General features: G+C 35.0%; 23 protein-coding genes. 5 read left to right on the forward strand and 18 right to left on the reverse strand.

The annotated features are described in order from the left end of the window. Positions 1-6: 6 nt before the first annotated feature. Entirely contained in the window at positions 7-3,162 is a 3,156-nt protein-coding gene (locus D7004_RS08570) for a SusC/RagA family TonB-linked outer membrane protein (RefSeq protein ID WP_123205630.1), read from the reverse strand. Positions 3,163-3,752: 590 nt separating this feature from the next. Here D7004_RS08570 and D7004_RS08575 point away from each other — a divergent pair. Then, on the forward strand, positions 3,753-4,139 hold the full coding sequence (locus D7004_RS08575) for a hypothetical protein (protein WP_123205459.1): 387 nt from the start codon (positions 3,753-3,755) through the stop codon (positions 4,137-4,139). Between the two features lie 175 nt (positions 4,140-4,314). Here D7004_RS08575 and D7004_RS08580 read toward each other — a convergent pair whose 3' ends face one another. Continuing rightward, on the reverse strand, positions 4,315-5,469 hold the full coding sequence (locus D7004_RS08580) for an acyl-CoA dehydrogenase family protein (RefSeq protein WP_123205460.1): 1,155 nt from the start codon (positions 5,467-5,469) through the stop codon (positions 4,315-4,317). A 248-nt stretch (positions 5,470-5,717) separates the two neighbouring features. Continuing rightward, positions 5,718-6,620 carry a ComEA family DNA-binding protein gene (locus D7004_RS08585; RefSeq protein WP_123205461.1) on the reverse strand — a complete coding sequence of 301 codons (903 nt, stop codon included), beginning with the start codon at positions 6,618-6,620 and terminating at the stop codon, positions 5,718-5,720. A gap of 93 nt (positions 6,621-6,713) precedes the next feature. On the opposite strand from D7004_RS08585, the gene D7004_RS08590 reads away from it, so the two are divergent. The 3 genes from D7004_RS08590 to D7004_RS08600 all read left to right on the forward strand — a co-directional run bounded on the left by D7004_RS08590 (position 6,714) and on the right by D7004_RS08600 (position 10,591). Then, positions 6,714-8,465, forward strand: a complete 1,752-nt coding sequence (locus tag D7004_RS08590) for a lysophospholipid acyltransferase family protein (RefSeq protein ID WP_123205462.1) — start codon at positions 6,714-6,716, stop codon at positions 8,463-8,465. Positions 8,466-8,931: 466 nt separating this feature from the next. Next, positions 8,932-10,086: a hypothetical protein gene (locus D7004_RS08595; protein WP_123205463.1), complete on the forward strand. Its 1,155-nt coding sequence runs from the start codon at positions 8,932-8,934 to the stop codon at positions 10,084-10,086. A 229-nt stretch (positions 10,087-10,315) separates the two neighbouring features. Further along, entirely contained in the window at positions 10,316-10,591 is a 276-nt protein-coding gene (locus D7004_RS08600) for a hypothetical protein (RefSeq protein WP_123205464.1), read from the forward strand. 10 nt (positions 10,592-10,601) lie between these two features. On the opposite strand, the gene D7004_RS20635 is transcribed toward D7004_RS08600, so the two are convergent. Next, entirely contained in the window at positions 10,602-10,760 is a 159-nt protein-coding gene (locus tag D7004_RS20635; protein ID WP_167459453.1) for a hypothetical protein, read from the reverse strand. A 134-nt stretch (positions 10,761-10,894) separates the two neighbouring features. On the opposite strand from D7004_RS20635, the gene D7004_RS08605 reads away from it, so the two are divergent. Beyond that, positions 10,895-11,200, forward strand: coding sequence for a hypothetical protein (locus D7004_RS08605; protein WP_123205465.1), 306 nt, complete (start codon positions 10,895-10,897; stop codon positions 11,198-11,200). 58 nt (positions 11,201-11,258) lie between these two features. Here D7004_RS08605 and D7004_RS08610 read toward each other — a convergent pair whose 3' ends face one another. The 14 genes from D7004_RS08610 to D7004_RS08670 all read right to left on the reverse strand — a co-directional run bounded on the left by D7004_RS08610 (position 11,259) and on the right by D7004_RS08670 (position 26,031). After that, positions 11,259-12,770 carry an Ig-like domain repeat protein gene (locus D7004_RS08610; RefSeq protein WP_123205466.1) on the reverse strand — a complete coding sequence of 504 codons (1,512 nt, stop codon included), beginning with the start codon at positions 12,768-12,770 and terminating at the stop codon, positions 11,259-11,261. A 33-nt stretch (positions 12,771-12,803) separates the two neighbouring features. After that, the gene (locus D7004_RS08615; protein ID WP_123205467.1) at positions 12,804-15,611 is read right to left on the reverse strand and encodes a TonB-dependent receptor; all 2,808 of its coding nucleotides are present in this window, start codon (positions 15,609-15,611) and stop codon (positions 12,804-12,806) included. Between the two features lie 111 nt (positions 15,612-15,722). After that, positions 15,723-16,238 (reverse strand): Mpo1 family 2-hydroxy fatty acid dioxygenase, encoded by a 516-nt coding sequence (locus D7004_RS08620; RefSeq protein ID WP_123205468.1) that lies wholly within the window; start codon positions 16,236-16,238, stop codon positions 15,723-15,725. A 165-nt stretch (positions 16,239-16,403) separates the two neighbouring features. Beyond that, positions 16,404-16,934, reverse strand: a complete 531-nt coding sequence (locus D7004_RS08625; protein WP_123205469.1) for a hypothetical protein — start codon at positions 16,932-16,934, stop codon at positions 16,404-16,406. 208 nt (positions 16,935-17,142) lie between these two features. Then, a complete protein-coding gene (rny, locus tag D7004_RS08630) occupies positions 17,143-18,714 on the reverse strand; it encodes a ribonuclease Y (RefSeq protein ID WP_123205470.1) in 1,572 nt (523 codons plus the stop codon). Positions 18,715-19,013: 299 nt separating this feature from the next. Then, positions 19,014-19,304 (reverse strand): cell division protein ZapA, encoded by a 291-nt coding sequence (locus tag D7004_RS08635; protein ID WP_123205471.1) that lies wholly within the window; start codon positions 19,302-19,304, stop codon positions 19,014-19,016. A 33-nt stretch (positions 19,305-19,337) separates the two neighbouring features. Continuing rightward, on the reverse strand, positions 19,338-19,628 hold the full coding sequence (locus tag D7004_RS08640; protein ID WP_123205472.1) for a hypothetical protein: 291 nt from the start codon (positions 19,626-19,628) through the stop codon (positions 19,338-19,340). A 31-nt stretch (positions 19,629-19,659) separates the two neighbouring features. Then, complete coding sequence (gene pheT, locus D7004_RS08645; protein WP_123205473.1) at positions 19,660-22,059, reverse strand: phenylalanine--tRNA ligase subunit beta; 2,400 nt, start codon at positions 22,057-22,059, stop codon at positions 19,660-19,662. 584 nt (positions 22,060-22,643) lie between these two features. After that, positions 22,644-22,838: a hypothetical protein gene (locus D7004_RS08650; protein ID WP_123205474.1), complete on the reverse strand. Its 195-nt coding sequence runs from the start codon at positions 22,836-22,838 to the stop codon at positions 22,644-22,646. A 2-nt stretch (positions 22,839-22,840) separates the two neighbouring features. Next, complete coding sequence (locus D7004_RS08655) at positions 22,841-23,026, reverse strand: hypothetical protein (RefSeq protein WP_123205475.1); 186 nt, start codon at positions 23,024-23,026, stop codon at positions 22,841-22,843. A 1-nt stretch (position 23,027) separates the two neighbouring features. Then, positions 23,028-24,275, reverse strand: coding sequence for a radical SAM protein (locus D7004_RS08660; protein ID WP_244214277.1), 1,248 nt, complete (start codon positions 24,273-24,275; stop codon positions 23,028-23,030). Continuing rightward, a complete protein-coding gene (locus D7004_RS20990) occupies positions 24,272-24,421 on the reverse strand; it encodes a hypothetical protein (protein ID WP_244214278.1) in 150 nt (49 codons plus the stop codon). The genes D7004_RS08660 and D7004_RS20990 overlap by 4 nt, the downstream gene beginning before the upstream one ends. Next, a complete protein-coding gene (locus D7004_RS08665) occupies positions 24,414-25,187 on the reverse strand; it encodes a prolipoprotein diacylglyceryl transferase (RefSeq protein WP_123205476.1) in 774 nt (257 codons plus the stop codon). The genes D7004_RS20990 and D7004_RS08665 overlap by 8 nt, the downstream gene beginning before the upstream one ends. A 4-nt stretch (positions 25,188-25,191) precedes the next feature. Next, positions 25,192-26,031, reverse strand: coding sequence for an endonuclease/exonuclease/phosphatase family protein (locus D7004_RS08670; RefSeq protein WP_123205477.1), 840 nt, complete (start codon positions 26,029-26,031; stop codon positions 25,192-25,194). Positions 26,032-26,063 lie beyond the last annotated feature (32 nt).

Consider the following 26,063-nt stretch of genomic DNA (forward strand, 5'->3'; position numbering starts at 1 on the left):
ATAATCTTAAAATTTGAAGTTTAACCCTGCTGTAAATACTCGTCCGTTTGCTACTGAGTTACGCTCAATACCCTGCGATCCGTTTGCACCGCCATTTGAAGAAACCTCAGGATCTGTTCCATTATACTTAGTAAGAATAATTAAATTTTGTCCGCTAACATAAATTCTGGCACTTGTAATTTTTAATTTTGCAAGTAAGCTGTTTGGAAGTGTGTAACCCAAAGAGATATCCCTTAATTTGATAAAATCCCCTTTGTAAACATTAATATCTAAAGGAACCGCTGAACCATTTGACATGTTATCGCCGGCAACAACTCTGGGAACCGAAGTGATTTGACCTGGAGTAGTCCAGCGATTTAAGATATCTACAGAGTTGTTCCAAAAACGTTGATCCATGATTGAAGCCTGGGTACCATTATAAATGTAAAAGCCTGCCTGATAAGTGATTGTTAAACCCATATCGAAGTTTTTATATCTAAAGTTATTGATAAAACCACCATAGAATTTAGGCTGTGAATTACCATATACGGTTTGGTCAGAAGCACTTATTCCTGGCGCTATTGTTCCATCTTCATATCTCCAGCGGCTAGCTACCGGAGAGCTGTGATCATACAACATTTTCCTGCCGTTCGCAGCAATAAAAATCCTGCGACCTGTAGCCGGATCTACACCAGCTGTTCTTACTACATATATCATTCCCAAAGAGCCTCCAACTTTTGAGATACTTGCAGTTTCCAGTCCCGAAGTTGCTGTGGTAAACTGGTCGATTGTTGGCGTTAATGAAGTAATTAAGTTCTTATTGTAAGTAAAATTAAATGATGGTGTCCAACTAAAATCTTTTGTATTAATTGCCTGAGCATTTACCGTAAACTCAAATCCTTTATTATACATTGAACCTATATTCAAGGCTGGATTATTAGGTAATCCAGCCGATGGAGCTTGCTGAACATTGTATATCAAGCCATCTATATTGTTTTTATAGTAAGCTGTTTCAAATGTGATTTTATCACTTAAAATACCGAAATTGATACCAACATCTAGTTTCTTACTAGTTTCCCATCCAATAATTGAGTTACCAGACTGACTGAAATTCAAAGTTGGTGCTCCACCAAATAACCCAGCGCTGTAATAAGAATTTGGTGCATAGTCGTTTAAACCGTTGAAGTTACCCACTTCACCATAACTTCCTCTAAAGCGGAAACTACTGAATACTTTTCCGATGCCGCTGTTTTTCCAGAAATCTTCTTGAGCAATTTCATAGCCAGCACCCACACTGTAAAATGTTCCGGCTTTTTTATCAGGACCAAATGCAGAATATTCATCCTGACGCAAAGTAGCATTCAAAATGTATTTCTTTTTGAAATCGTAGCTCAAACGTCCAAAAATAGAGAATAAATAGTTTTCGCCATACCCTGTACCTGGATTTAAAGTATTTGTGAATTGCGCATAACCTGCTGTGTAATCATTAAATGCCTGATCAGATAAACCAGTTCTTGTTGCTCCGAAAAAACGGTTTTTTGTACTCTGTTGCTCCGTACCAACAAGTAATGAAAAACTATGCACTTCATTAAAGGTTCTGTCAGCTTGAGCAGTTGTTGTCCAAACCCAACGCTTGTTTTGGCTGTAACTTAATGTTGCAGATCCGGCGTTTGCTGGCGTTGCATTATAACCATCGCCATTAAACGGATTTGCAAATGAATCATTGTTAGAGAATAGATAATCTATTCCGTAAACACTTCTTAAAGTAACCCATGAAACGGGCTTGTACTGAACATAAGCATTAGACTGAATTCTATTTAAATAGTTGTAAGATCTATCCAGATCAATTTGAACAACCGGATTGTAAAAACCAACTTGAGAAACCTTATTATTCATTAATCCTAAGTTATTTCCAGTTAAATTATACCCACCGGTATTTGAATATGGAGATACATTGGGTGCATTAACCAATGCAACACGACCCAAACCTGCTGTTGAAAATGCCTGACCAGATAATGAGCCAGAACTAATTACTGCTAAATTTTCCTCATTAGCATACTGTAATTTTGCACCTACACTTAATTTCTGACTTATTTTATGGTCAACATTAAATATAGCACCCAATCTTTTGTAATCATTTTTTACAATGATACCTTGTTGGTCAGTATAATTCACAGACATATAATATGTTGTGGATTCTGAACCACCCGAAACACTCAATGAATTAGTGTAAGAAACGCCCTGACGATAAGCATAATCGTACCAGTTTGTATTAATTGGCTGGCCATCTGGTCCGTTTGTTAATGCATAAGCATTTGTAGCTGCATTGAATGTACCAGCATTTCGCAAACCTTCATTCTTAATATCAGTGTATTGAAAAGCATCCATCATATCTGGCAAACGCTGAACATTTGTCAACCCTGCCCAACCGTCGTACGTAACAACTGTTTTACCGGATTTACCTTTTTTAGTAGTAATTACAACCACACCATTGGCTGCACGGCTACCATAAATAGCTGTAGCAGCTGCGTCTTTTAGGATGTCCATGCTCTCAATATCATTAGGATTGATACTTGCTAAAGCATTACCCGCAGCATTAGATCCACTGGCATCTCCAGTAAAGGTTGCAACACCATCGATTATAATTAAGGGATATGAACTTAAAGAGATTGAATTTGTTCCCCTGATACGGAATACAGGTGGGTTATTCAATACTCCGTTAGGAATAGAAATTTGAACGCCGGCTGCTTTACCACCCAAAGCCTGGTCAAAGCTTTGTACAGGTCTGTTTGCTACCATATCTCCTTTTATCGAGGTAATTGAACCCACCAGGTCACGTTTCTTAACAGTACCATAGCCGGTAACAACTACATCATTCAATGTATTACTATCTTCATCCATCGCAGCATTAACAGTACCAGATGATGATACAGAAACTGTTTTGCTTACATAGCCAAGAAAACGAAATGTTAAAGAATTGGTGTTGTTTGGCACCGAAATATTATAAATACCATCTGCACCGGTTTGCGCTGCAATTCTTGCACCTGGTACAACAACAGAAACACCGGGTAGAGGAAGTCCATCTTTTGTTGATGTTACTTTTCCTGTAATCTTCTTTTGTTGTGCATGTACCGAAATGCTTAACACAATTAGAAGGAACAAAACGAGTAGTTTTTCTTTCATACTTTTTAGTTTTAGGGTAATTTGATTAATTATTAATGAGGAAATCGTATTATATATAAGATCAATCCTAAAAAAAATCAATAAAAGCCCATTAAAAAGCTTTGACTTCAAGAAAAATTCACTCCGGGTCTGATTTTTTACAAATTCTACATCAAAACGTAGTTTTTTTATCAAACAAAGTATAAATACTTGATAAAATACGTCAAAATATTAAAATAAGTTTGTTTAGTTTTTGATTTTATAAAAAAACAAAATAAAAATCATAAAAAAAAATAAAAATTATATTTAATTGATAAATATTAAACAATAAATCTACCATATATTGATTTTAACTAAATAACAATTTAGTTTTTGACTTAAAATCAATAAAAAATAGTAATAATTTAATTTTTTAGGTAAAAAAATATACCAAACAGTAAAATTCATCTAGAAATTTTGCTAAAAGCTGAAAATCCAAGCTAAAATCTTTAAATCTGCGTGAAAAGCATGCAAAAAATAAATAATCTGTAACCAATAAAAATTATTGATTTTTTAAAACAACTTTATACTTTGTTTTATTACATTTAAATAAAAAATCAATAAATAACAAAATGACTACAGGTAAAAAAACAATCTCAATTATTATAGTTATAGCAATACTAATAGTTGCTGCCTTGGCTTATTATAGATATTTCTTCGTTTTCGGAGAAGGTGTTAAAGCTGGTGAGTTGAATTATGTGGTAAAAAAGGGATACTTATTTAAAACCTATGAAGGTAAATTAATTCAAAGCGGTATAAAATCCAGACAAACAGGAACACTACAGAACAATGAGTTCGAGTTTTCTATTGCAAATGAAGAAATAGCACAGAAAATGATGGCAAATAGTGGCAAATTTTACGAATTACATTATAAAGAATATAAAAGTACGTTGCCATGGAGAGGATTCTCGGTGTATGTTGTAGACGAGATTGTTTCTTCTAAAGACATGCCACAATAGTTTCTTAAAGGTTATTAGTCAATCGTTCTTCGTTTTAGGCTTATAAACAATCATTTTTGCTAATAATTTTCTGAAACAAAAAGACATAAAAAAATCCGGAGGCTTTTAAGCCATCCGGATTACTCATAATATATTTGGTTTTTAATAAGGTTGAAAGCGGAAGATTTAAACCCTTCTACTTTGATAATATTTCCCTAGCGATAACAATCTTTTGTATTTCTGATGTGCCCTCGCCTATTGTACACAATTTGCTATCACGATAAAACTTTTCTACCGGAAAATCTTTGGTGTAGCCATATCCCCCAAAAATCTGAACCGCTTCTGTTGAAACCCTTACAGCAACTTCCGATGAAAAATATTTAGCCATTGCCGATTCTTTAGTCATGGGCAAATGCCTGTTTTTCAAATCTGCCGCCTGGCGTATCAATAATTCTGCTGCTTCAATATCAGTAGCCATATCTGCAAGCTTAAAACTAATGGCCTGAAAGCTGGAGATTGGTTGCCCAAACTGCTGACGTTGTTTTGAGTAAGATACTGATGCATCAAATGCACCTTTGGCAATACCCAAACCTAATGCAGCGATGGAAATTCTCCCACCATCTAAAATTTTCATTGCCTGTTTAAAGCCATCACCAATATTACCAAGCAAATTTGCTTTCGGAACTCGGCAATTATCAAAAATCATTTCCGTAGTTTCTGATGCCCTCATGCCTAGTTTGTTCTCCTTTTTACCGGCAGAAAAACCTGGCGTTCCACGCTCTACAACTATTGCAGAAATTCCTTTCGAACTTCCCTGCTCGCCGGTACGTACCATAACTACAGCTACATCTCCACTTTTACCATGTGTAATCCAGTTCTTTGCACCGTTAATAATATAATCATCGCCATCTTCAACGGCGGTAGTCATCATTCTTAAAGCATCCGAACCTGTGTTAGCTTCTGTTAATCCCCATGCGCCAATCCACTCGGCAGTTGCTAATTTTGGCAACCACTTTTGTTTTTGTTCTTCATTACCAAAAGCTAAAATGTGCCCGGTACACAAAGAATTATGAGCTGCTAAGGATAAACCGATGGAGCCACAAACTCTTGATACTTCAACAATTACATCAACATATTCCTGGTAGCCCAAACCCGAACCACCATATTCTTCTGGCACTAAAACACCCATCAGTCCAAGTTCCCCCAATTGCTTAAACAATTCTACAGGAAAAGTTTGTGCTTCATCCCACTCCATTATATTCGGGCGAATGTGTTTTTCAGCAAAATCCTTTACCATCGCCTTAACATTTACCTGGGTTTCAGTCTCTGAAAAATTATAGCTTACGCTCATTAATTATCTATTTTTTATGGTTAGAAATGGCAATGATAAACATTTATTTGATAGTTATTTACCAATAAATATTTGTCAAATTGCAGAACGAAATGGTATTTGGTTCAATTCGTTTGAATCTTAATTTTAGACATTGATAAACCTCAAAAAAGAATAATAATTTTATTTTAAGTAAATATTTAAATAAAACTTAATGGAGTGAGTTTTAATGCTGAATACGGATTTAAAGGATAGTTTAATGGTGCTTCCTAAAAAGATAGATATGGAATTATTTTATCTAAAACCTGCGGTGTAAGTATCGCAACTTTCTTTAAATCGTTTATGCTATTATAATTACCATGCTGTTTTCTATACTGGATAATGGCATTAATTTGTTTAAAAGATAAATAAGGCGACGCTTTAAGCGCATTAAAGTCAGCAGTATTTATATTTATAGTTCTTATCGCTGATGGATTGATTGCTATTTGGTCTTTTATCTCGTTGTATTTTATCGAATCTAAACCATAAACTTCCTTCAGTTGCTCCTTTTTATAGAAACCGCCCAAACGCTCCCTGTATTTTAAAATTCGTGTTGCAAAAGCCGGTTCAATACCCTTAATTTGGTCGAGGCTAGCAGAATCTGCTTGATTAATTTCTACAACAACTGGCGCTCGCTTAACATATTCCTTTTTCTCGTATTGAAAATCTTTCTTTGCAAACGTTTCATTTTGATTTTCAATTTCAACATATGGCAATAGTTTATTGTACATTTCTGGGGATATGGTGTACATCCTTTTCAAATCTTCAGCTTTGTAAAATTTGCCTCCCCTATTTCTATAATTCACAATAGATTGAGCCTGTTTTGGTGATAGCCCTAATGATTCCCAACCTGCCGCATCAATTGTATTTGGGTCGAATTTGAATAATTTTGAAGGTGCTTTCTTATAAGAATAGTTTTCAATTCTATCACGATTGTATTGAAACTTTTCCTCATCTGAAATGCTAATCTTTTGAATGGAAGCCAGTGTGCTTGGGTCATCTTTTAAAACCGGCTTATAGGAAGATATTAACAATGGCGTCGCTTTCAATAACACAATAATTATAATAAGAAGCAACAAACCGTTAAATTCTCCTTTACTAAAATCAAAGTATTTGTTTAGCCAAATTCTCATATGCGATATGACATGTGTATTATAAATATAAATCTTATTTTTGGAATTGCAAAACACTTGCTGTTCGGCATATCAACAAGCTAATTAATTTTTATGAAGATTATTACTACCTCAGAATTTGCTAAGGCGACTAAGATAGATAAATTAGGGGTTCCGGGTTTGGCGGGTTTGATGATGGAAATCATGAAACTGAACGACATTAATGATGTTTTCTCTCAAAATCAGCACTTCAATGGTTTGGAGTTTGTAGATAAAATTTTAGAAACCATTGGCGTTACCATTGATTTTGATGAAGATGAATTAAATAGCATACCTAAAACCGGTCCATTCATTGCAATAGCAAATCATCCTTACGGCGGTGTTGAGGGTTTAGCTTTGGTGAAGCTTTTATGTACCGTTCGGCCAGATGCGAAGGTGATGGTTAATTTTATTTTAAAGAAAATTCCGAATTTAGATGAGTTTTTTGTTGCCGTAAATCCTTTCGAAAATGTACAACATTCATCCAGCATAAGTGGGTTAAAAACAACTTTCGATTTATTACGTAGTGGTACACCAATTGGTATTTTCCCTGCTGGTGAAGTGTCAACTTTTAAATTAGATGCACAGCAAGTAACAGATAGAATGTGGCATCCTGTGGTTGGTAAATTAATAGCAAAAGCAAAAGTACCGGTTGTGCCAATTTATTTCCATGGCAATAACGGGGTTTTCTTTAACATTCTAAGTTTCATCCACCCCACCCTTCGTACGGCGAAATTACCTTCTGAGTTTTTAAATAAACATGGAAGAACAATTCGTGTTAGAATAGGAAAAGCCATTGCACTCGACGAAATTTCACACATGAATAAAAGCAATAAGCTTATGGACTTTTTACGAGCCCGTACTTATGCTTTGGGTGTTGGATTAGACACGGAGAAAAAGCTTTTCAACCCGCTTAAATTATTCAAGATTAAAAAGAAACCGGCAGAAATCATTGAAGAAACATCTCGTAACTTAATAAAAGATGAGGTAGCTACATTAGAAGATTTCAAAGTATGGACAGAAAAGCACTACGAAGTTTATATTGTTCCAACCTTAAAAATCCCTAATATTTTACGGGAAATTGGCCGCCTGCGTGAAATTACTTTCCGCGAAGTAGGCGAAGGAACCAATAAAAAAATTGATTTAGACAATTATGATATTTACTATAACCACCTTTTTATTTGGGATAAGGATTTAGAAAATATTGTTGGCGCTTATAGAATAGGTAAAGGCGATGAAATTTTAGAAAGCATGGGCCGTCGTGGTTTTTACCTTTCGGAACTGTTTAAAATTAAAGATCAATTCTATCCAATGCTTAGGCAAGGAATTGAGCTTGGCCGTTCGTGGATAAGAAAAGAATATCAAGGCAAGCCACTACCCTTATTTTTACTTTGGAAAGGAATATTAAAATATTTAATCGATAATCCACAATACCGATACATGTTTGGCCCGGTAAGCATCAGCAATAATTTTTCTAAATTTAGTAAAGCACTAATTGTTGATTACATTACCAAAAATCATTTCGATTATGAGATGGCAAAATACGTTAAACCACGCAACAAATTTAAAGCCGATTTATTGCCTATTTCAACCGATACATTGGTAGATAGCAGCGATTCGTTTAAAGATTTAGATAGTATTATTGGTGATATTGAAAATTCGCATATTAAAGTACCGGTCTTATTAAGGCAGTACATGAATATCAATGCAAAAATTATTTCTTTTAATATAGACCCAAAATTTTCTGATTGCCTTGATGGCTTTCTGTTGGTTGATACGCATAACATACCACCAGAAATGTTAGAAAAATTAGGTAAAAATTTATAGCTTAAAATAGAAAAACCCGGATATCCACCCGGGTTTTTTCTTATCAACTAACCTAAACTTTATAAATACTAACCAAATATTTATGATGCAAATATGAGGTTATGGCATTATCTAAATATTAACTGTATGTTATAAAATCAACGATTTACATTTAACATCAGTAACAAGGATAATTAAAGGAAATGCAGAATTTAACTTCTGCAAATCCTTTTACTCATTCGCTCACCTAGATATACGCATAATTTATATCTGTAGTTTTTGATATTTTGTAAAATTTAAATTTATAAAAGCTAAAACCTAGCAATTCAATTCTATATTAAATCAGCGTTAGGCGTAAATCAACTCTTAACATAAATAAATTGTTAATTTATTATTAATAATATGTAAATTTAATATTACCAAATATAATGCATTGAAAAAGTGGGCGAATACATATTCTTTAACCGTGGCTTTATGTTTTATCATAATGCTATCATTTACAACAGCAAAGGCCCAAAACCATGCTTTCGATTTTTTTGATGGCACTTTCAATTTCTCTGCAGATAGTTCCATTGTTGTAAACTCTTCTCCAAATGCTTCTGCCGAAACTATAAATAGTTTTTACTCAGAAATTAGCAAGGGAAATTATCAACCGATAGTTTCAGCTTTAACGAGCTATAAAGAAAAGTACAAACTTAATGACTGGATTTATTATCAGTTAATTCGTAAAACAGCAGAGGAGATAAGTCCGAAGGCAGAAAATTATAGCCGATATACGCTATACAAATGGTTTTTATTAAGTAAATGTGGTTATGATGCCCGACTTGCCGTGGGCAACGGACAAATAATTTTTTATGTAAGAAACGATGAAGATATAAGTGATATCCCTTTCTTTATGATTAATGATAAAAAATATATGTGCCTTAATTACCACGATTATGGCAAATTATTTAAACAAGCTAATACCTATAAACCAGTAAATATTTTAGTTCCTGAAGCCAAAAATTCTTTTTCATATAAGGTAACCAGAATGCCGGATTTTAATCCAGATAGATATGTAGAAAAAGCAATTGACTTTAGTTACAAGCAAAAAGTTTATCACTTTAAGCTAAAAGTTAATAACGATGTTAAAGCAATTTTTGCCAATTATCCTGGCGTTGATTTTGAAACTTATTTTAATATCCCACTCAGCAGAGAAACGCATAGCTCGTTGATACCCATGCTAAAAGATAACCTGAAAGGCATGGAGCAAAAGAGAGGTGTAGATTATTTAATGAGGTTTACCCGGTATGCCTTTTTGTATGAGAACGACGAAGAAAATTTTGGTAAAGAAAAACGTTTATCGCCTGAAGAAACCTTACTTACAAAATATAGTGATTGCGACGACCGGGCTGCTTTATTTTTTTATCTGGTAAAAGAAATTTATAACCTGCCAATGGTTGCCATTTTATATCCAACACATTTAACCATGGCTGTAAGTTTCGATAAGCCGGTGAAAGGAGATTATTTGCTATACAATGGCAGAAGATACGCCTTCTGTGAACCAACACCGCAAGCTACAGACTTAAAAATAGGGCAACTATCTGCTCAATTAAAAAATGTAAACTATACTATAGTGTACAATTATTTACCCAATAAATAAAGCCTTTTTACATATTAAATTAATGTTAACTTAATGTTATTAAATAATTAATAGCATTAAAGTTTGTCTATTTAAACTAATTTAGATTCTGTTTAGATATGGTTTGCCAATGCTTTAAATGTAATTTGCATTTTCAGAGGAGATGATAAAATGCTTAATAACTCACACCAGCAAGCTTTTATTTAGGAACCAAAAACCATTTAATCTCTATTAATTAAAATTGAAGTATATGATTCCTGTAATTTACACCATTTTAAAAGAATATTTCACAGAGATACACGCCAATCCGGTTAAAGCCAGAATCATGTCTCCGGTAAATAAAGAGGATATTTTCGTATTCCAAACCAGTTTGTTTTACAAGAACCACAACAGTAGTGATGCCCATGAGCCATCTGCATCGTTTACATCTTTTGCAACGGCAGAAAGACATCTGTTACAATACCTTGAAGAATTTCAAAGTGCATTAGATATGGGAGGAAGCGCTTCTGCAGGCTCGCTTATCTAACAAAAACCGTTTAAGTTTTGTCGCCCTTGTGCTTTTCGGGATTTAGTTCTTCCTGAATAATATCTTGCTCAAACTCCTTTTCATCTTTATTATTTCTTCGCAAAAATAAAATAAGCAGGATGATTAAAACAACAACCACAACTGCAATAATAATATAATCTATATTCATAACAATCGATTTTTGTTTTGATTAAAGGTATAGCTAAATAATTTGCTTGTTAACACTTATCCTACAGTTAACATAATCATAATATTAATTTAACTTTCTGAAATTTTATCTTTGGGAAAATCACGTCCAGCAAAATGAAGAAGAATAAATCCAAGTCGAAAAAGCAATCGGCAAGCAAAAAGATACGTAAAGAAATAGAAGCAAAATTAACAAGTGCCTTTAACGAAGTTGTGGGAAACTACGGAAAATCAAAAAAAGCAGATAAAGTTATCGAACGATTTGCGAAACAGCTTTCCAAAAAAATAAACATTTCCACTAAAGAAGATTCAATCGCACCTTTTATTAAAGAAGAAGTTATAGTTGCTAAAAGTGAAAAAGCATTACCTGTAAAACCAATTGCTAAAAAAGCAAAGCCTGCAGTTACAGAATTAAGCGAATAATAAAACAAAAAAAAGCCGGAATGTTCGTTCCGGCTTTTTTTTGCAATATTGTATTTGATTAATAAACGTTTGTTTGTGGGGTGAAATTTGCCCAACCTGCAGTCCAGTCTGTTGTTCCGAAAGCACCACGGTGTGTTACAACATCAAAGCCAGTTAAACCTGTAAAGTTTGCGCCAGCTAATAATATAGAACCTGTATTTAATGTAAATTTAGGTGTAGCGCCTAAGTCGAAAATGCTACCATCAATTCCTAAATCACCCCATTTTGGATACGTTTCATTTGCAAAAGCAGCAGTTTTGAACCAAACATCAATGGTTTGAGCACCAACATTACCAGTCGATTTAGTTTCAACACCTATAGGATTTGGAAAAGTGGTAGTACCACCAGTTCCATAACCGTTAGCTCCCCAACCATCAACACCTGCAAGTACATTGTTTTTCAACACCAATTCGCCATTTGCAGCGTTTGCTAATGTAGTTGCTCCATCAATAAACAAACCATTAGGGTAAGCTGTAAATACAGAGTTGTATATTTTAATTTTGTTATTTCTTCTCAAATGCATTGCATTTTGGAATTGAGTTGAAATGGTTTTAGTTGCATCTTTCTTCGGACCGATAATAGTAACGTTTGAAAATTGTGGTGATGTATATGGCGTAACATTTGTACTTGAAGCATCATTATCAACCTCAAAACCATTCGAACCCGATTGATCGGCTGAATTAGCGTCACGAATACCCACAGCAAACTGAACTGTACCACGGAATCCAAAATCAACATCGAAATCATCATCCAAACCACGGTATGCAATTAAATGTTTTGCATTTACGGTTCCACCAAACCATTCAAAAGCATCATCTAAACCATAAGAACATTGTACATAGTCGATTACAGTTCCTGAACCTATAGAACCCATTGTTAAAGAGTTAACTTCTTGATTTGGAAAAACTGGCGTACCAGCATAATCAATTCTAACATATTTTAAAATACCAGAATTATCAGCATCATTTGTACCTCCATGCCATCCTTCGTAAGCACCTTCTAGTTCTGCTTCGCCACCAGCTTGGTTATTTGAAGCTTTTCCACATAAAACAACACCACCCCAATCTCCTGGCTCGCGTAAACCTGCAGAACGTTCCGAAGTAAAAATAATTGGAGCAGATGCAGTACCTTCTGCAATAATTTTATTTCCTCTTTGTACTACTAAAGTGCCTTTGGTTTCTCTATCACCAATAATTACAGTACCAGCTTCAATTGTTAAAGTAACACCTTCAACTGCAGCTAATCCTGCTTTATTTTTCACATCTCTACCAACTCTTACAAATCCGTTAAGTCTGTAAATATTATCTTTTGTCCATCTGGTATTAACTGTAATACTACCAGTCGCTACTTCAACGATAGGTTTAACAGGTGTTGTACCTGTTCCTGTACCTGCATTACTTCCAGCTTCATTATATTCAATGATGGTAGTTTTTTTACATGAACTAAAAATTAATGTCCCTGCCAAAACAAAAACTAGTGTTTTTAGGGCGTTAGTACCAAATTTTGGCTTGTAAAGCTTTGTCATATTCATTTTTTTATTTTTTATGTCTTTTATGGAGTTTTGTTAAAATAATTTGTAAGAAAGGGTTAAGCCAACCTGGCGACCACTTTTAAATTGAACGGTTACCTGGTCAACTGATTTATCAAAAGTGCCATCTTGATTTCCATCTTGCATTAAGGTGAAGTTTTGATTTAGCAAATCGTTAAAGTTGGCTTTTAAAGAAAGTTTATTGGTGAAATTTTTCGTTACCACTAAATCAATCACATTCCTAGGCATTTCATAGATATCTCTGATTAAATCAGTACCCACAAATGCGATACGCTTGCCGGCAACGTTATACAATAAATTAACCTGAAACTTTGATTTAATGTTGTTGTAAAATATAGCAGTGTTGATGATGTATGGCGATTGACCTTGCATCGGGCGATTATTCGATTGTCCAAAAGCACTGGCACCATCAAATTCTACCTTACTGTTTATATAGGATGCATTTACCAAAAGAGTAATGTCATTTAAAAATTTAGAGGAACTTAAACCCGCCAAAGATTTACGCATTTCTAATTCTACACCTATATTTCTAACATTTTGAGCATTACTGAAATTAAAAGATTGAGCATTAGATCCAGGAACAGCAGTCATCTCTATCGCATCTTTAAACTTTTTGTAAAAACCTGAGATACTAATCAACTCACTCGTTGATGGATAGAACTCATATTTTAAATCATAGTTATCTATCTTGGCCGTTTTTAAATCACGGTTACCCGAGATGTTAAAATTTTGGTCGAAATCATAGAATGAAAATGGTGCTATCTCTCTAAATTCTGGTCTGTTTAGCGTTTTACCATAAGCCAATCTTAAAAGAGATTTTTCAGTTATGTTATACTGAACATTTGCAGATGGAAGAACTCTGGTGATATCGTTATTTACATTTACCGGTCCGCCAGCATCAAAACTATTTAGTTTTTGAACGTTGTTTTCAACTCTTGCTCCGGCTACGATTGTAAACTTCTCTTTGTAAGGCAAAACAAAATTTGCAAAACCAGCTAACAATCTGTTTGAAGCATCATAATTATCATACGGATTAGATTTCTCATCCAATCTGATTCCTGTAGTGGTATTAATGTTTTTCCAGTCGAAAAGTTCTTCAATGGTTCCTTTTAATAAAGATTGGTCAAACGTTAATGAATTCGCTCTTACATAACCAATATTTCTGGATGAGAAAGTTCTTTGCTTATCTTCATAATAACCACCAACTTTTACCGAAGGTTTAAATCCTTCTGATTTTGGAGCCAAAGCCTGCTCAACATTAAATGCACCGGTTTTAATGTCTTCATTCATTTTTGAATAAAATCTTCCTAAAAACTCTGGTTGAGCACCACCGGTTGGAACGAAAATATTAAATGTTCCATCGCCATTATCTAAAGTTCTGTAACGAGAATAATCTGGCTGATCTCTAAATGATTTACTGTAACCCGCAACCCAGTCAAACTTTGTGGTTTCATTATTAAATTTATGAATACCCGATAATTGGCCTGAGTAAATACCACGATAAAGCACGTTCGATGCGAAATTGGCGTAGGCTTGCTGCTTTTCTGCACCTACACGACTCACGTATTGAGAAGTACTTAATTGGTTATATAAGTTTTTAAATTCGAATGTGTTGTTATTATCTAATTTGAATGCCCAGTTGTGTACAATACCTAAACGCACATTGTATGTATATTGATCATCATTGTAACGGTAGTTTTCTTCAGCGATTTTAGAAACTGGATCATAAACCTCATAATTCCCTCTAAACACAGCATTATTTGTTTTGCTATTGCTGTACGTAATGGCTGTAATGTTACCTAATAACTTATTATTGATGTTAAAACGTTTACTGCCATAAATGTTTAATTTCTGATCTAAATTGGCAGTATTCTCATCTGGAACCCAGTTATTTCTTAGCGCATGTCCTGCTGCATTAAGCTTACTGGCATTAACGGCATTTAAATTTGAAGGAAAATTAACCGGTAAATCGTTATCTCCTGTATTAAAGCCTGTGAAATATAAACTACCGGTATTGGTTCTTTTAAAGTTTTTAAAGGTTGCATTTTCACGGTAACTTGTTCCATAATCGATGGTTAATCTATCGTCATCAGGGATACTTTTTAGAAAAACCTTCACTACACCACCGGCAAAGTCTGCAGGGATATCAGCTGATGGACTTTTATAAACCAATACTCTGTCTATTTGATTACTTGGAATTAAATCGAACGAGAAAGACCTTACATCTGTTTCTAAACTTGGAGCCGTTACATTATTAAGCTGAACATTATTATAACGTTCTGATAAACCACGAATGTTGATAAAACGATTGTCAACTATAGTAATACCCGGAACACGTTTAACAACCTGGGCAGCATCGGTATCGCCAGACCTTTGAATCGTTTGCGATGATACGCCGTTAGCTATTGATTGTGATTTTTTTAATTCTGCCAGTAAAGAAACCTCAGTTCCTGTTTTTCTGGTTCCCGTAATTACAACATCATTTAATGTAGATAAATCATCTTCCATTATAACATTAATGGTTGTGGTTTGTCCAGCGGTTACAATTACATTCGGGATAACTTGCTTTTTGAAGGAAATGAAAGAGAAACTTATTCTGTATGTTCCTGGTTTTACCGTATTTAAAACATAATTTCCTTCTGCATCACTTGTTGTACCAATAGAAGTTCCTTCGATTAATACAGATAAACCAACCAATGTCTGACCCGTAGTTTTATCTGTTATTTTACCTGAAATTTTACCGGTTTGCGCATAAGAAGCTATGCTTAAAAATAAAATCAGCATCGTAAATGCTGCGCCCTTAAAAGTAGTGAGTAAGTTCAATTTGCCTGTATTTAATTTTAGGCAAAGCTATTACCACAATGTTAGCTGTATGTTAGATGTTAATTAAGCTTTGTTTAGCTAAAGGTTAATTTAATGTGATCAACGTTAAGACTAGTACTTAATACCTGCTTTCTTGCAAATGAAATGCAATAACCAAATCGGGCCTATTAACAGGAACTTAACATCATCTAAAAACGATGGTTTTTTACCTTCGATTTTATGACCAATGAATTGTCCAATCCAGGCTCCAACAAAAATAATCAGGCAAATTAACCAAACTGCCGGACCGCCATTTTTCTCCAATTGCTCTAAAGAAACAATTCCCCAGCTCATTAAAATAATTACGAGCAACATCATGTATGATAACACAGGAGAAAGACGATAATAATAATAAACAGAAAATGCAATCAGAAAAGAAGCCCAGTTTACAAAACCGTTATACTTCCCTAAAAACCCAAGATGCGGAAAAGGTATTGACCAAACCAAACCCAATAAGCTAAAGATGATTAACGGAACGCAAATCCAATGAATAACCTCGTTGGTTTCATTATTGTGGCTTTCCTGGTATTTATCAAAATAAATATCAACCGGGCGCTTAATTTCAGTTTTTATGGTTTGCTTGCTCATTATGTAAAAATAAAAAAAGCGATGGAATATCCATCGCTTCATTTTCATTTATATTATATGTTTTAAAAACCTATAAGGTTTATATTTCGGCTTGAATGCTTGAAATTTTTTCATCGCTTTTGCGGGAGCATTGACCAACGATGGAAAAATAATTTACTTCTGAATTTATATACCAGTTGGATCCAATGTAAAATATTGTTTAATCCTAATGGTATCTCTATAAGCTGATGGCGTTATCGAGCCAAGATATAACTGACCATCAAGTAACCATTTTGGCACTCCAAAAGATGTTGAGGTCTTAATTCCTTTAAAGCTACCACCAACAATTTTTACTCCAATGGTATTACATGACGTGCATGGGTTAGCAAATTTTACTTCGCCTGCTAAAACTTGTTTGTTAGTTAGACTGAACTGTGTAACATTCATCGGTATCCGCATGTAAACATACTTGGCATAGTTTCCATAACCTAATAAGGCACTATATTTAAAAACCTTGTAACTTCCTTTTTTAAGATTTAAAAAAAAGGGTTCGCCAAAATCTGCAGCATCATGATACAAATAGGTACAATTGAAATCTTTCGGACAAGTAGTTAAATTGTTAGTATCGATTTCAATTTTTTCATCATTACTATTTTTTTTACAACTAATGCTGAACATCACAATCATTAACAAAGAGAGATTTAATATTTTTTTCATATTGATGTTTTTACTCTTAAACGCACCTTGTTAATCAAACGCTACATACCAAAACAATAATACAGCTTGATGAAAAAATTAGTCAATAAAAAAGCGATGGAATTTCCATCGCTTTAAATTTTGTTTATTTCATGCATCGTCATGCTGAATTTAGTTCAGCATCATATCATAAAGACTCTGAAATAAATTCAGAGTGACGACTCAACAATTATTTCGCAAAAGCTACCGAACGGGTTTCCCGGATTACGGTAACCTTAATCTGACCAGGATACGTCATTTCCGTTTGAATGCGGGTTGAAATATCTGCCGCTAATAATTCTGCCTGAGCATCTGTAATTCTTTCGCTTTCTACAATCACACGTAGTTCTCTACCAGCCTGAATGGCAAAAGTTTTCTCTACACCTGGATACGAAAGTGCAAGCTCTTCTAAATCTTTCAAACGCTTAATGTAGCTTTCAACAACTTCTCTACGAGCACCAGGACGAGCGCCTGAAATCGCATCACAAGCCTGAATAATTGGCGAAATCATCGAAGTCATCTCGATTTCATCGTGGTGAGCACCAATTGCATTACATATTTCTGGATGTTCTTTATATTTTTCGGCCAATTGCATACCTAAAATTGCGTGAGGCAATTCAGGATTATCATCAGGCACTTTACCAATATCATGAAGCAAACCAGCACGCTTAGCCATCTTCGCATTCAAGCCCAATTCTGCTGCCATTGTGGCGCAGAAATTAGCTACCTCACGCGAGTGATGTAAAAGATTTTGTCCGTATGATGAGCGGTAACGCATACGTCCAACCATACGAATTAGTTCAGGATGTAAACCGTGGATACCTAAATCGATAACAGTACGTTCGCCGATTTCAACGATTTCATCTTCAATTTGCTTTTTAGTTTTGGCAACAATCTCCTCAATACGAGCCGGATGGATACGACCATCAGTAACCAAACGATGTAAAGCCAAACGGGCAATCTCTCTTCTAACCGGGTCGAAACCGGATAGGATTATGGCTTCAGGTGTATCATCTACAATAATTTCTATACCAGTAGCAGCTTCTAAAGCACGTATATTTCTTCCTTCTCTACCAATAACGCGACCTTTAATTTCATCACTTTCGATATGAAAGATTGATACGGAGTTTTCTATAGCAGCTTCTGTCGCCGTACGTTGAATGGTTTGGATAACTACTTTTTTCGCTTCCTTACTTGCAGTTAACTTAGCTTCATCAACGATATCTTTGATTTGAATCATAGCCTGGGTACGGGCTACTTCTTTAAGGTTTTCTACCAACTGATTTTTAGCTTCTTCAGCAGATAAACCAGCAATTGACTCTAACTGGGTTAGGTGTTGATTTTTTAAAACTTCAACTTCATCCTGTTTTTTAATCGCTAGTTCAGTTTGTTTTTCCAGATGAACTTTTTGTTTATCCAGTTCAGCTTCCTTTTTATTAAAGTTTTCCATGCGTTGATTTACCGATTGCTCTTTTTGCTTTATGGTATTTTCACGCTGGTTAATGTTGTTGTTTTTAGCATTTACTTCTTGTTCATGCTCCGCTTTCATTTGCAAAAACTTTTCTTTTGCTTCTAAAAGTTTATTCTTTTTTAAAATTTCTGCATTGTTCTCTGCATCTTTTAAAATCTTTTTAACCTTGCTCTGTGCAGCAATTTCCTGCTGTTTAAGTAAGCTGCGCAGTAAAAATCTGCCTACTACTATACCGATACCTAAGCCTGCTATTACGGCGAATATGTATCCTAAAATTTCCGTTATCTCCATTTTGTTTTTTAAGTAAAAAAAACCGCGACTAATTTTTTAAAGTCTCATACATTTTAAACCTCAACTAAGCATAATTGGGATTTAAGCCATTTTCAGGTGCCATAGCAGATGAAATACGCCCTCTTAACCCCATAGATATTGAAGTGTTAAGTTTTATAAAATTTGAAACTCAAAAAACTAGCCGCGGCTATGTTTTTATGCTAATTTATAATAAGTTGTCGTCATACTGAATCAATTCAGCACCTTATAATCAGATTATGGCTTGCGCCATAACAACGAATACTTAAAAAGAACGTACCCTATTTTGCAAAGAAATCGTTTAATAAAACATCCAATTCTTCAACTTTATCAGCAACAGCAGTATCTTGGTTTTGCACCTTATTTTCAGTTCTTAATACCGCAGTTGCGTAATGCAAAACTGCCATAGAAAGAAGATCCTGCTTATCTCTAACCGCATAATTATCCTGATAATCTTTTATGCGCTCATTGATCATTTTTGCTGCCCGTCTCACAATTTCTTCCTCTTCCACATTTACCTTTAATGGATAAATACGGTCGGAAATGGTTATTTTAATCGAGATTTCTCCCATTGTTTAGCTTAGTTTCTGATTTTGCCTCATCACTTATTTTTTAAGCAATGCGATACTCTTATCAATCTCCCGCACAAAATCGTTAATTTTTTGTTTAATATCAAGCGACTTTTCACTTGCGCCCTCAATACTTTTAGCAATTTTAGTAACCTTGAGCTTCTCTTCCAGATCAATATGTTTGCTTTTCGAAGTATCAAGCGCAACTTTTAACGATTGATTTTCAAGCTTTAATAAATCATTTTCTTCCTGCAAAGCATTACACAACTCAATAATGCGAGCCGTTTTTTGTAATACTTTATCTAATTGATCTGCAACAGAAGCCATGAATATATTTCTAAAAATACGAATTTAAATTTTATTTCCTAATTTCTGCCCCTGCCTGCCCTATTAAATTGGCAATTAGTTTCGACATGGTATTTTCTATTTGCTTATCGGTAAGGGTTTGCTCTTCATCCTGCAAAATAAAATTCAAAGCATAAGATTTCTTCCCTTCAGGTAATTTATCTCCTTCGTAAACATCAAAAACACCAACTTCCTTTATCAGCTTTTTATCGGTTTTAAAGGCAATTCCCTTTAAAGTATCGAAGCTTACATTTTTATCGATTAACATAGAAAGATCTCTTCTAACCTGTGGGTATTTAGAAACTTCCTTATTTACGATTTTATTTTTCTTTACAATATCAAGCAGTGCAGCCCAATCAAAATCTGCATAAAAAACTTCTGCATTTACATCTGCCTGCTTTCTATCTGCTTTAGATACCGCACCAAAACTTACTAAAGCCCTATCTCCTCTAAAATATTTGATGCCATAAGCAAAATTTTCATCTTGCAGCACATCGCTTTGATAGGATGAAATCCCTAAACGTGAGATTATAGCATCAACCGCAGCTTTTAAATTATAAAATGTGGCCGATTTCGCATTTTGGTTCCACTGCTCACGCTCTTTACCACCAGATATCAGCAACAATAATCGAGGGCGTTCTACATACTTTTCATTTATTAAATGGTACGTTTTACCAAATTCGTAAAACTTAACATCAGCATTTTTACGATTCTGGTTATAAGCAACACTTTCCAATGCAGGCATTAATAAATTTTGGCGCATCACATTTAAATCGCTACTCAAAGGATTTAAAATAAATACAGCTTCATCTAAGTTTTTTGAATAAGCAGATTTCGTTAATGAATTACACATAATTTCAGCATAACCATTAGCAGTAAGCATATCGGCGATCGCATTTTGTGTATTCTCTTTATCTGGTTTAGATGTGTTGGCCAGCGATGCATTAATTTTAGTTGGGATTGCAATATTGTTATACCCATAAATCCTCAATACTTCTTCGGTAATATCGCATTCGCGGGTAACATCAACCTTAAATGATGGAACTCTTAAAGCCAAAGTATCATCTGATGTATTGGTTGCCGAAATCCCCAAAGCAGTGATGATATGTTTAATTTCTGCAGACGGAATATTTGCCCCAATCAGTTTATTTATATTTTTATAACTTACCTCGAACTCGAAGGGTTTAATATGGCTTGGATAGATATCAGATACAGATGAAGATATTTCACCACCTGCTATTTCCTTTATTAAAATGGCAGCATGTTTTAATGCAGTAACGGTAATTTCAGGGTCAGTACCACGCTCAAAACGGAACGAAGCATCAGTTTTCAACCCATGTCGTTTCGATGTTTTACGAACCGAAACCGAATTGAAATACGCACTTTCTAGAAATATGTTTTTTGTATTGGCATCAACGCCCGATGTTTTACCGCCAAAAACGCCGGCAATACACATTGGAGCTTCGGCATTGCAAATCATTAGGTCTTCTGAACTTAATTTACGCTCAACATCATCAAGGGTTAAGAAAGGAGTTCCTTCATTTACCTTTTTAACGATTACCTTTTTTCCGGCAATTTTATCGGCGTCGAAGGCGTGTAAAGGCTGACCTAAACCATGCAACACGAAATTGGTAACATCTACGACGTTATTAATTGGTCTTAAACCAATCACCTTTAATTTATCTTTAAGCCAATCTGGAGATTCCTGAACAGCAACTCCTGAAATGGTTAAGCTGCTATAACGCGGACAAGCTTCAACATCTTCAACCTCAACCGGAATAACTAAATTTTCGTTATCAACTTTGAATGATGATAAATCAGGCATTTCATATTCACTTCTAAAATAAGCGGCCAAATCTCTAGCCACACCTAAGTGAGAAGCTGCATCAGCACGGTTTGGTGTTAATCCGATTTCAAAAACGAAATCATCATCCATTTTAAAATGTTCTTTTGCTAGAATCCCAATTTGGGTTTCTGAAGGTAGAATCATAATGCCATCGTGAGATTTCCCTAAACCGATTTCATCTTCAGCGCAAATCATTCCTTGCGATGCTTCCCCTCTTATCTTCGATTCTTTGATTTTAAAAGGCTCACCTTCTAAAGGATACACTGTCGTTCCAACGGTTGCAACAACAACTTTTTGTCCGGCAGCAACATTTGGCGCACCACAAACAATTTGAAGGTTTTCCTTAGCACCTACATTTACTGTTGTTACCCTCAAACGATCGGCATTTGGATGTTGTACACAAGTTAAAACCTCGCCAATAACCAAGCCCTCCAAGCCACCGATAACAGGCTGAACTTTATCAACACTTTCTACTTCTAAACCAACATCGGTTAAGATTAAAGAAAGTTCTGCAGGCGTTTTATCTATTTTAACGAATTGCTTAAGCCAATTATATGATATTTTCATTTATTGAGGTTTGAGATTTAAGATAACAGATTTGAGACACACTGTGTAACAATCCACTTCCCGAAAACTTATAAAATGCAAAGATATTATTTAAACCGTAAAGCAGGAACCTAAACGAGAAAACTTGATGTAATAAAAAATTCCGTCATCGACTGTATTGTAACGAAAAGCATCAGATGATTATTTCCCACAGATTACGGTGATTTACGCAAAAAAATCTGCGAGTATCTGCGGGGGATTTTTTTTTACCTATTGCATAATCAGATGAATGACCCAAAAACACAGTTTTATTATTGCCCGCAGATTACGCTGATCTGCGCAGAAAAAGATCTGCGAGTATCTGCGGCATCTGCGGGAAAAATCTATTTTTCACCTCGCATATAATCAGCTGGATGATGCCAATAATAAAGTACCACAATATTATTGCCCGCAGATTACGCTGATCTACGCAGAAAAAGATATGCGAATACCTGTGTGATATGCGGGGGAAAAATTTAATGCATGGCTATGGCTCGTGAAAAGACTACCATCGCTAAGCTTTTCGTCGTTCTTGGTTCTTGCTAGAAATAAATATCCTATTTAGCCTAATGACCAATACTTAGATTAGAAAGTATCACAGCACATGCTCCAGCACCAACAACCACCAAGATTACCGACGCAATAATTAATTTTAAGGCAGGTTTTACCGGTTGGTTTTTTACAGACTTCATAATGAGCTGAACTATCCCAATGGTGAAAAGTACACCAACCAACAGCCAGTAAATAACAAAAATTTCCATAGCTAACCGTTTGCTAAAAGAACAGCACAGGCTCCAAGTCCTATTACAACCATAATAACAGATGCAATAAGTAATTTTAAACCCGGCTTTACCGATGTATTATTGGATGAGCTAACAATCATCATGATAATGCCAGTTACGAATAACACTACAATTGCCAACCCATAAAGTAATAGTAGAATTATCATATCAATTCATATTTAGTTTAGCTCTTATGGCATCTATTTTATTATCACGATAAAAAATATTCATCGTTTCAAAAGGAACAATTTTATATTTCTCACTAACAATGTGTACACAAGATTTTTTTACCGCCCGAACATCGAAATCAAGCGCATCCATAAAATTCATGATAATAATACGAAAAAGATTATCGTAACTCAGGCTATCTGATTTGACCCTTGGCAAACAACACATCAATTCACCAAAAGTATCTTCGGCGCAATCTACAGAAACACCCGTGCTAAATAAATTAAGCATGTGCTCTTTTAGTTTTTCATCATGCTCAAATACAATGGTATTTTTTGAGTTGTTTAATAAATCTTCCGGATTGATTAAGTGCGTCATAGGTATAACATCGTCCCCAATTTTTAAGGCATAAGCCATACAAAGTGCATCAGGGTTACATGGAACGGGTATTAAATCCTGAGGTGTAAAGGTTGGGTACTGCTCGTATATCTTTCTTCTTACTTCGGTTAATGTAATTCTTCCTGCCTGGTCGTTATAATCGTCATTTCTGCCGGCAACCTGTGTTGGCTGAAAAGTTACTCCACGAACACATTTTTGCTTGGTAGCATAATCAATGATATCGCCAATTTCTCCATCATTTAACCCCTTTTGCAAGGTCACTACCAGCGTAGTTGATACATTAAATTGGTTCAGGTTATCAATGGCTTTTCTACGGACTTCGGTTAAATCTTCCCCACGCAATTTCGTAAGCACATCGGCATTGAAACTGTCAAATTGCAAATAGATTTCGAAATCGGGCATGTAGCTTGCCAGTTTGGCTACAAAATTTAGGTCTTTAGCGATTCTAATACCATTCGTATTCACCATTAAATGCTTAATAGGTTTCGTTTTTGCCAAATCCAGGATTGCAAAAAAGTCAGGATGAACGGTTGGTTCCCCGCCTGATAACTGAACCACATCGGGTTCACCTTCATTTGCAACCACGGCATCCAGCATACGCTCAATTTCCTCTAACGTTCTGTGCCGGCCATAGTTTGGCGATGACATGGCGTAACAGGTTGGGCAGGCCAGATTACACCTGTCGGTAACTTCTATAACGGTTAAGCAAGAATGCTGCTCGTGGTCGGTGCATAAACCACAATCATACGGACAACCATAATGTACTTTGGTGTTAAACTTCAATGGCATTTCTGATTGCTTATTATAATTTCTGATTTGCTTGTAATACTCCACATCATCCGCAATCATAACTTTACTATCACCATGGGTTTTACAATTTTAAGCATAAAAACCTTTGCATCCTGAAATACAATTTTTGCATCGCACAGCATCAGGCATTCTGGACAAAGGCTTTTTGTGTAATCGTAGTAAACGTAATCTCTGGTATTAGCCATATTCTTGTACTTGATTGGTAAATGCGGCAGTTGCTATTCTGCTAATGAATTTATAATAATAAATAAAAATAAACAATGCCGACCAATGTATGCTGCTTAAATTTAGAAATAAAGGTGGATAAGGTTTTATAAACTCAACCAAAAAGCGAAAGAAAAAATACAAAACCATAAACAGTTTAAAACGATCGCCATTGATCATATTTTTTCTTTTAAGCGATTGAAATATGAATAGCAGTAAAATAAGAAATAGCATTTCATAAAGCATTATCGGATGCCTTTTGATGCCATCGCCTAAATCCATACCCATAAAAAAGCTGGTGGGGATGCCATAAGTTGGTTCATCAATACCCATCGAAAAGCAGCCTAGCCTGCCAATAAGTAGTGCAATGATAATTGGCACCACATACAAATCGCCGGATGCGATTTTAACACCAATGATTTTTTTTATCAATTCTACACCAAACAAACCACCTAGCAAACCACCAACAATGGTTTTGCTTTGGTAAAGTGTTAAAAATGTAATTTGATTTAATGTTGAAGGCGTTTCTAAAACAGCAATAACCCTCGAGCCAATTAAAGCCCCAAGCATTGCTCCCAGCATAATCCACAACCGGTTCTCATCGGTAATTGGATCTTGAATTCCCTTTTTTAGATAATAATATACCCGAACACCAATAATGAATGCAAGGGTTTCGAATAGGTAATGGTAATGATAATGATTACCAAACAATTGAAACTGGAAAGGAAATAAGTGGTTAGTATTCAAATAATTACTTAAAGTATAGCCTTACAAAAACTGGTAAGTGGTCAGAATAATATCTTTTATCTTTACTATCACTAAGTACAGCAAACTTTTGAACTTTTAAGCTATTATTTACAAAAATATAATCGATTCTGTTTTTCAACTCGCTGTTAAAATCAAATGCGTTAAATGTTCCCGCCGGACCATAAGGTGCTTCTACAGATACTTCCTTAGCATCTTGCAGAAAAGATTTTATAGTAGCTATGGCTTCCGTTTCTGGTGTTACATTTAAATCTCCGGTGTAAACTACAGGCAACTTTGGCGCAATTTGCTGTATTTTTTGCTTTATTAATTTAGCAGATTCAATCCTGGCTTGTACACCAACATGATCGTAGTGCGTATTGAAAACAATAAATTCTTTTTTATTTAAGTTATCGTAAAGTTTAACCCAGGTACAAACTCTTGGCAAAACCGCATCCCAACCTTTTGAAGGTACATTAGGCGTTTCTGACAACCAAAAAGTGCCTCCATCCTTTTTATTAAATCTGGTTTTATCATAAAATATTGCCGAAAACTCACCTTTACGTTTACCATCATCCCGGCCAACACCTTGACTGGCGAAATTTGTATTTTCACTTAAAGCATCAAACTGATCGGCTAAGGCTTCCTGTACGCAAAGAATATCAGCATCATAAAATTTCACCAATGCTTTAACATTTTCTTTACGGTTTGGCCAGGCATTAACACCATCTCCAGGATTATTATAACGAACATTGTAGGTTATAATGTTGATGGGTGTTTCTTTTTTTTGGGCGAAAGAAGCGCTTGTTATAAGCAAACAGGTTATAAAATTTAATAGAGTTTTCATTTGGCCAAATTACAAAAATGTTTAGCTCCAAT

The sequence above is a fragment of the Pedobacter jejuensis genome (assembly GCF_003725795.1).
Classification (GTDB): Bacteria; Bacteroidota; Bacteroidia; order Sphingobacteriales; family Sphingobacteriaceae; genus Pedobacter; species Pedobacter jejuensis.

Coding starts and splice junctions, on each gene's coding strand:
- D7004_RS08570 (WP_123205630.1), bottom strand. CDS start 3,162: ATGAAAGAAAAACTACTCGTTTTGTTCCTTCTAATTGTGTTAAGCATT.
- D7004_RS08625 (WP_123205469.1), bottom strand. CDS start 16,934: ATGAAAAAAATATTAAATCTCTCTTTGTTAATGATTGTGATGTTCAGC.
- D7004_RS08585 (WP_123205461.1), bottom strand. CDS start 6,620: ATGAGAATTTGGCTAAACAAATACTTTGATTTTAGTAAAGGAGAATTT.
- D7004_RS20990 (WP_244214278.1), bottom strand. CDS start 24,421: ATGGCTAATACCAGAGATTACGTTTACTACGATTACACAAAAAGCCTT.
- pheT (WP_123205473.1), bottom strand. CDS start 22,059: ATGAAAATATCATATAATTGGCTTAAGCAATTCGTTAAAATAGATAAA.
- D7004_RS08600 (WP_123205464.1), top strand. CDS start 10,316: ATGATTCCTGTAATTTACACCATTTTAAAAGAATATTTCACAGAGATA.
- rny (WP_123205470.1), bottom strand. CDS start 18,714: ATGGAGATAACGGAAATTTTAGGATACATATTCGCCGTAATAGCAGGC.
- D7004_RS08620 (WP_123205468.1), bottom strand. CDS start 16,238: ATGAGCAAGCAAACCATAAAAACTGAAATTAAGCGCCCGGTTGATATT.
- D7004_RS08580 (WP_123205460.1), bottom strand. CDS start 5,469: ATGAGCGTAAGCTATAATTTTTCAGAGACTGAAACCCAGGTAAATGTT.
- D7004_RS08605 (WP_123205465.1), top strand. CDS start 10,895: ATGAAGAAGAATAAATCCAAGTCGAAAAAGCAATCGGCAAGCAAAAAG.
- D7004_RS08575 (WP_123205459.1), top strand. CDS start 3,753: ATGACTACAGGTAAAAAAACAATCTCAATTATTATAGTTATAGCAATA.
- D7004_RS20635 (WP_167459453.1), bottom strand. CDS start 10,760: ATGAATATAGATTATATTATTATTGCAGTTGTGGTTGTTGTTTTAATC.
- D7004_RS08640 (WP_123205472.1), bottom strand. CDS start 19,628: ATGGCTTCTGTTGCAGATCAATTAGATAAAGTATTACAAAAAACGGCT.
- D7004_RS08590 (WP_123205462.1), top strand. CDS start 6,714: ATGAAGATTATTACTACCTCAGAATTTGCTAAGGCGACTAAGATAGAT.
- D7004_RS08650 (WP_123205474.1), bottom strand. CDS start 22,838: ATGGAAATTTTTGTTATTTACTGGCTGTTGGTTGGTGTACTTTTCACC.
- D7004_RS08635 (WP_123205471.1), bottom strand. CDS start 19,304: ATGGGAGAAATCTCGATTAAAATAACCATTTCCGACCGTATTTATCCA.
- D7004_RS08670 (WP_123205477.1), bottom strand. CDS start 26,031: ATGAAAACTCTATTAAATTTTATAACCTGTTTGCTTATAACAAGCGCT.
- D7004_RS08655 (WP_123205475.1), bottom strand. CDS start 23,026: ATGATAATTCTACTATTACTTTATGGGTTGGCAATTGTAGTGTTATTC.
- D7004_RS08595 (WP_123205463.1), top strand. CDS start 8,932: ATGCTATCATTTACAACAGCAAAGGCCCAAAACCATGCTTTCGATTTT.
- D7004_RS08660 (WP_244214277.1), bottom strand. CDS start 24,275: ATGATTGCGGATGATGTGGAGTATTACAAGCAAATCAGAAATTATAAT.
- D7004_RS08610 (WP_123205466.1), bottom strand. CDS start 12,770: ATGAATATGACAAAGCTTTACAAGCCAAAATTTGGTACTAACGCCCTA.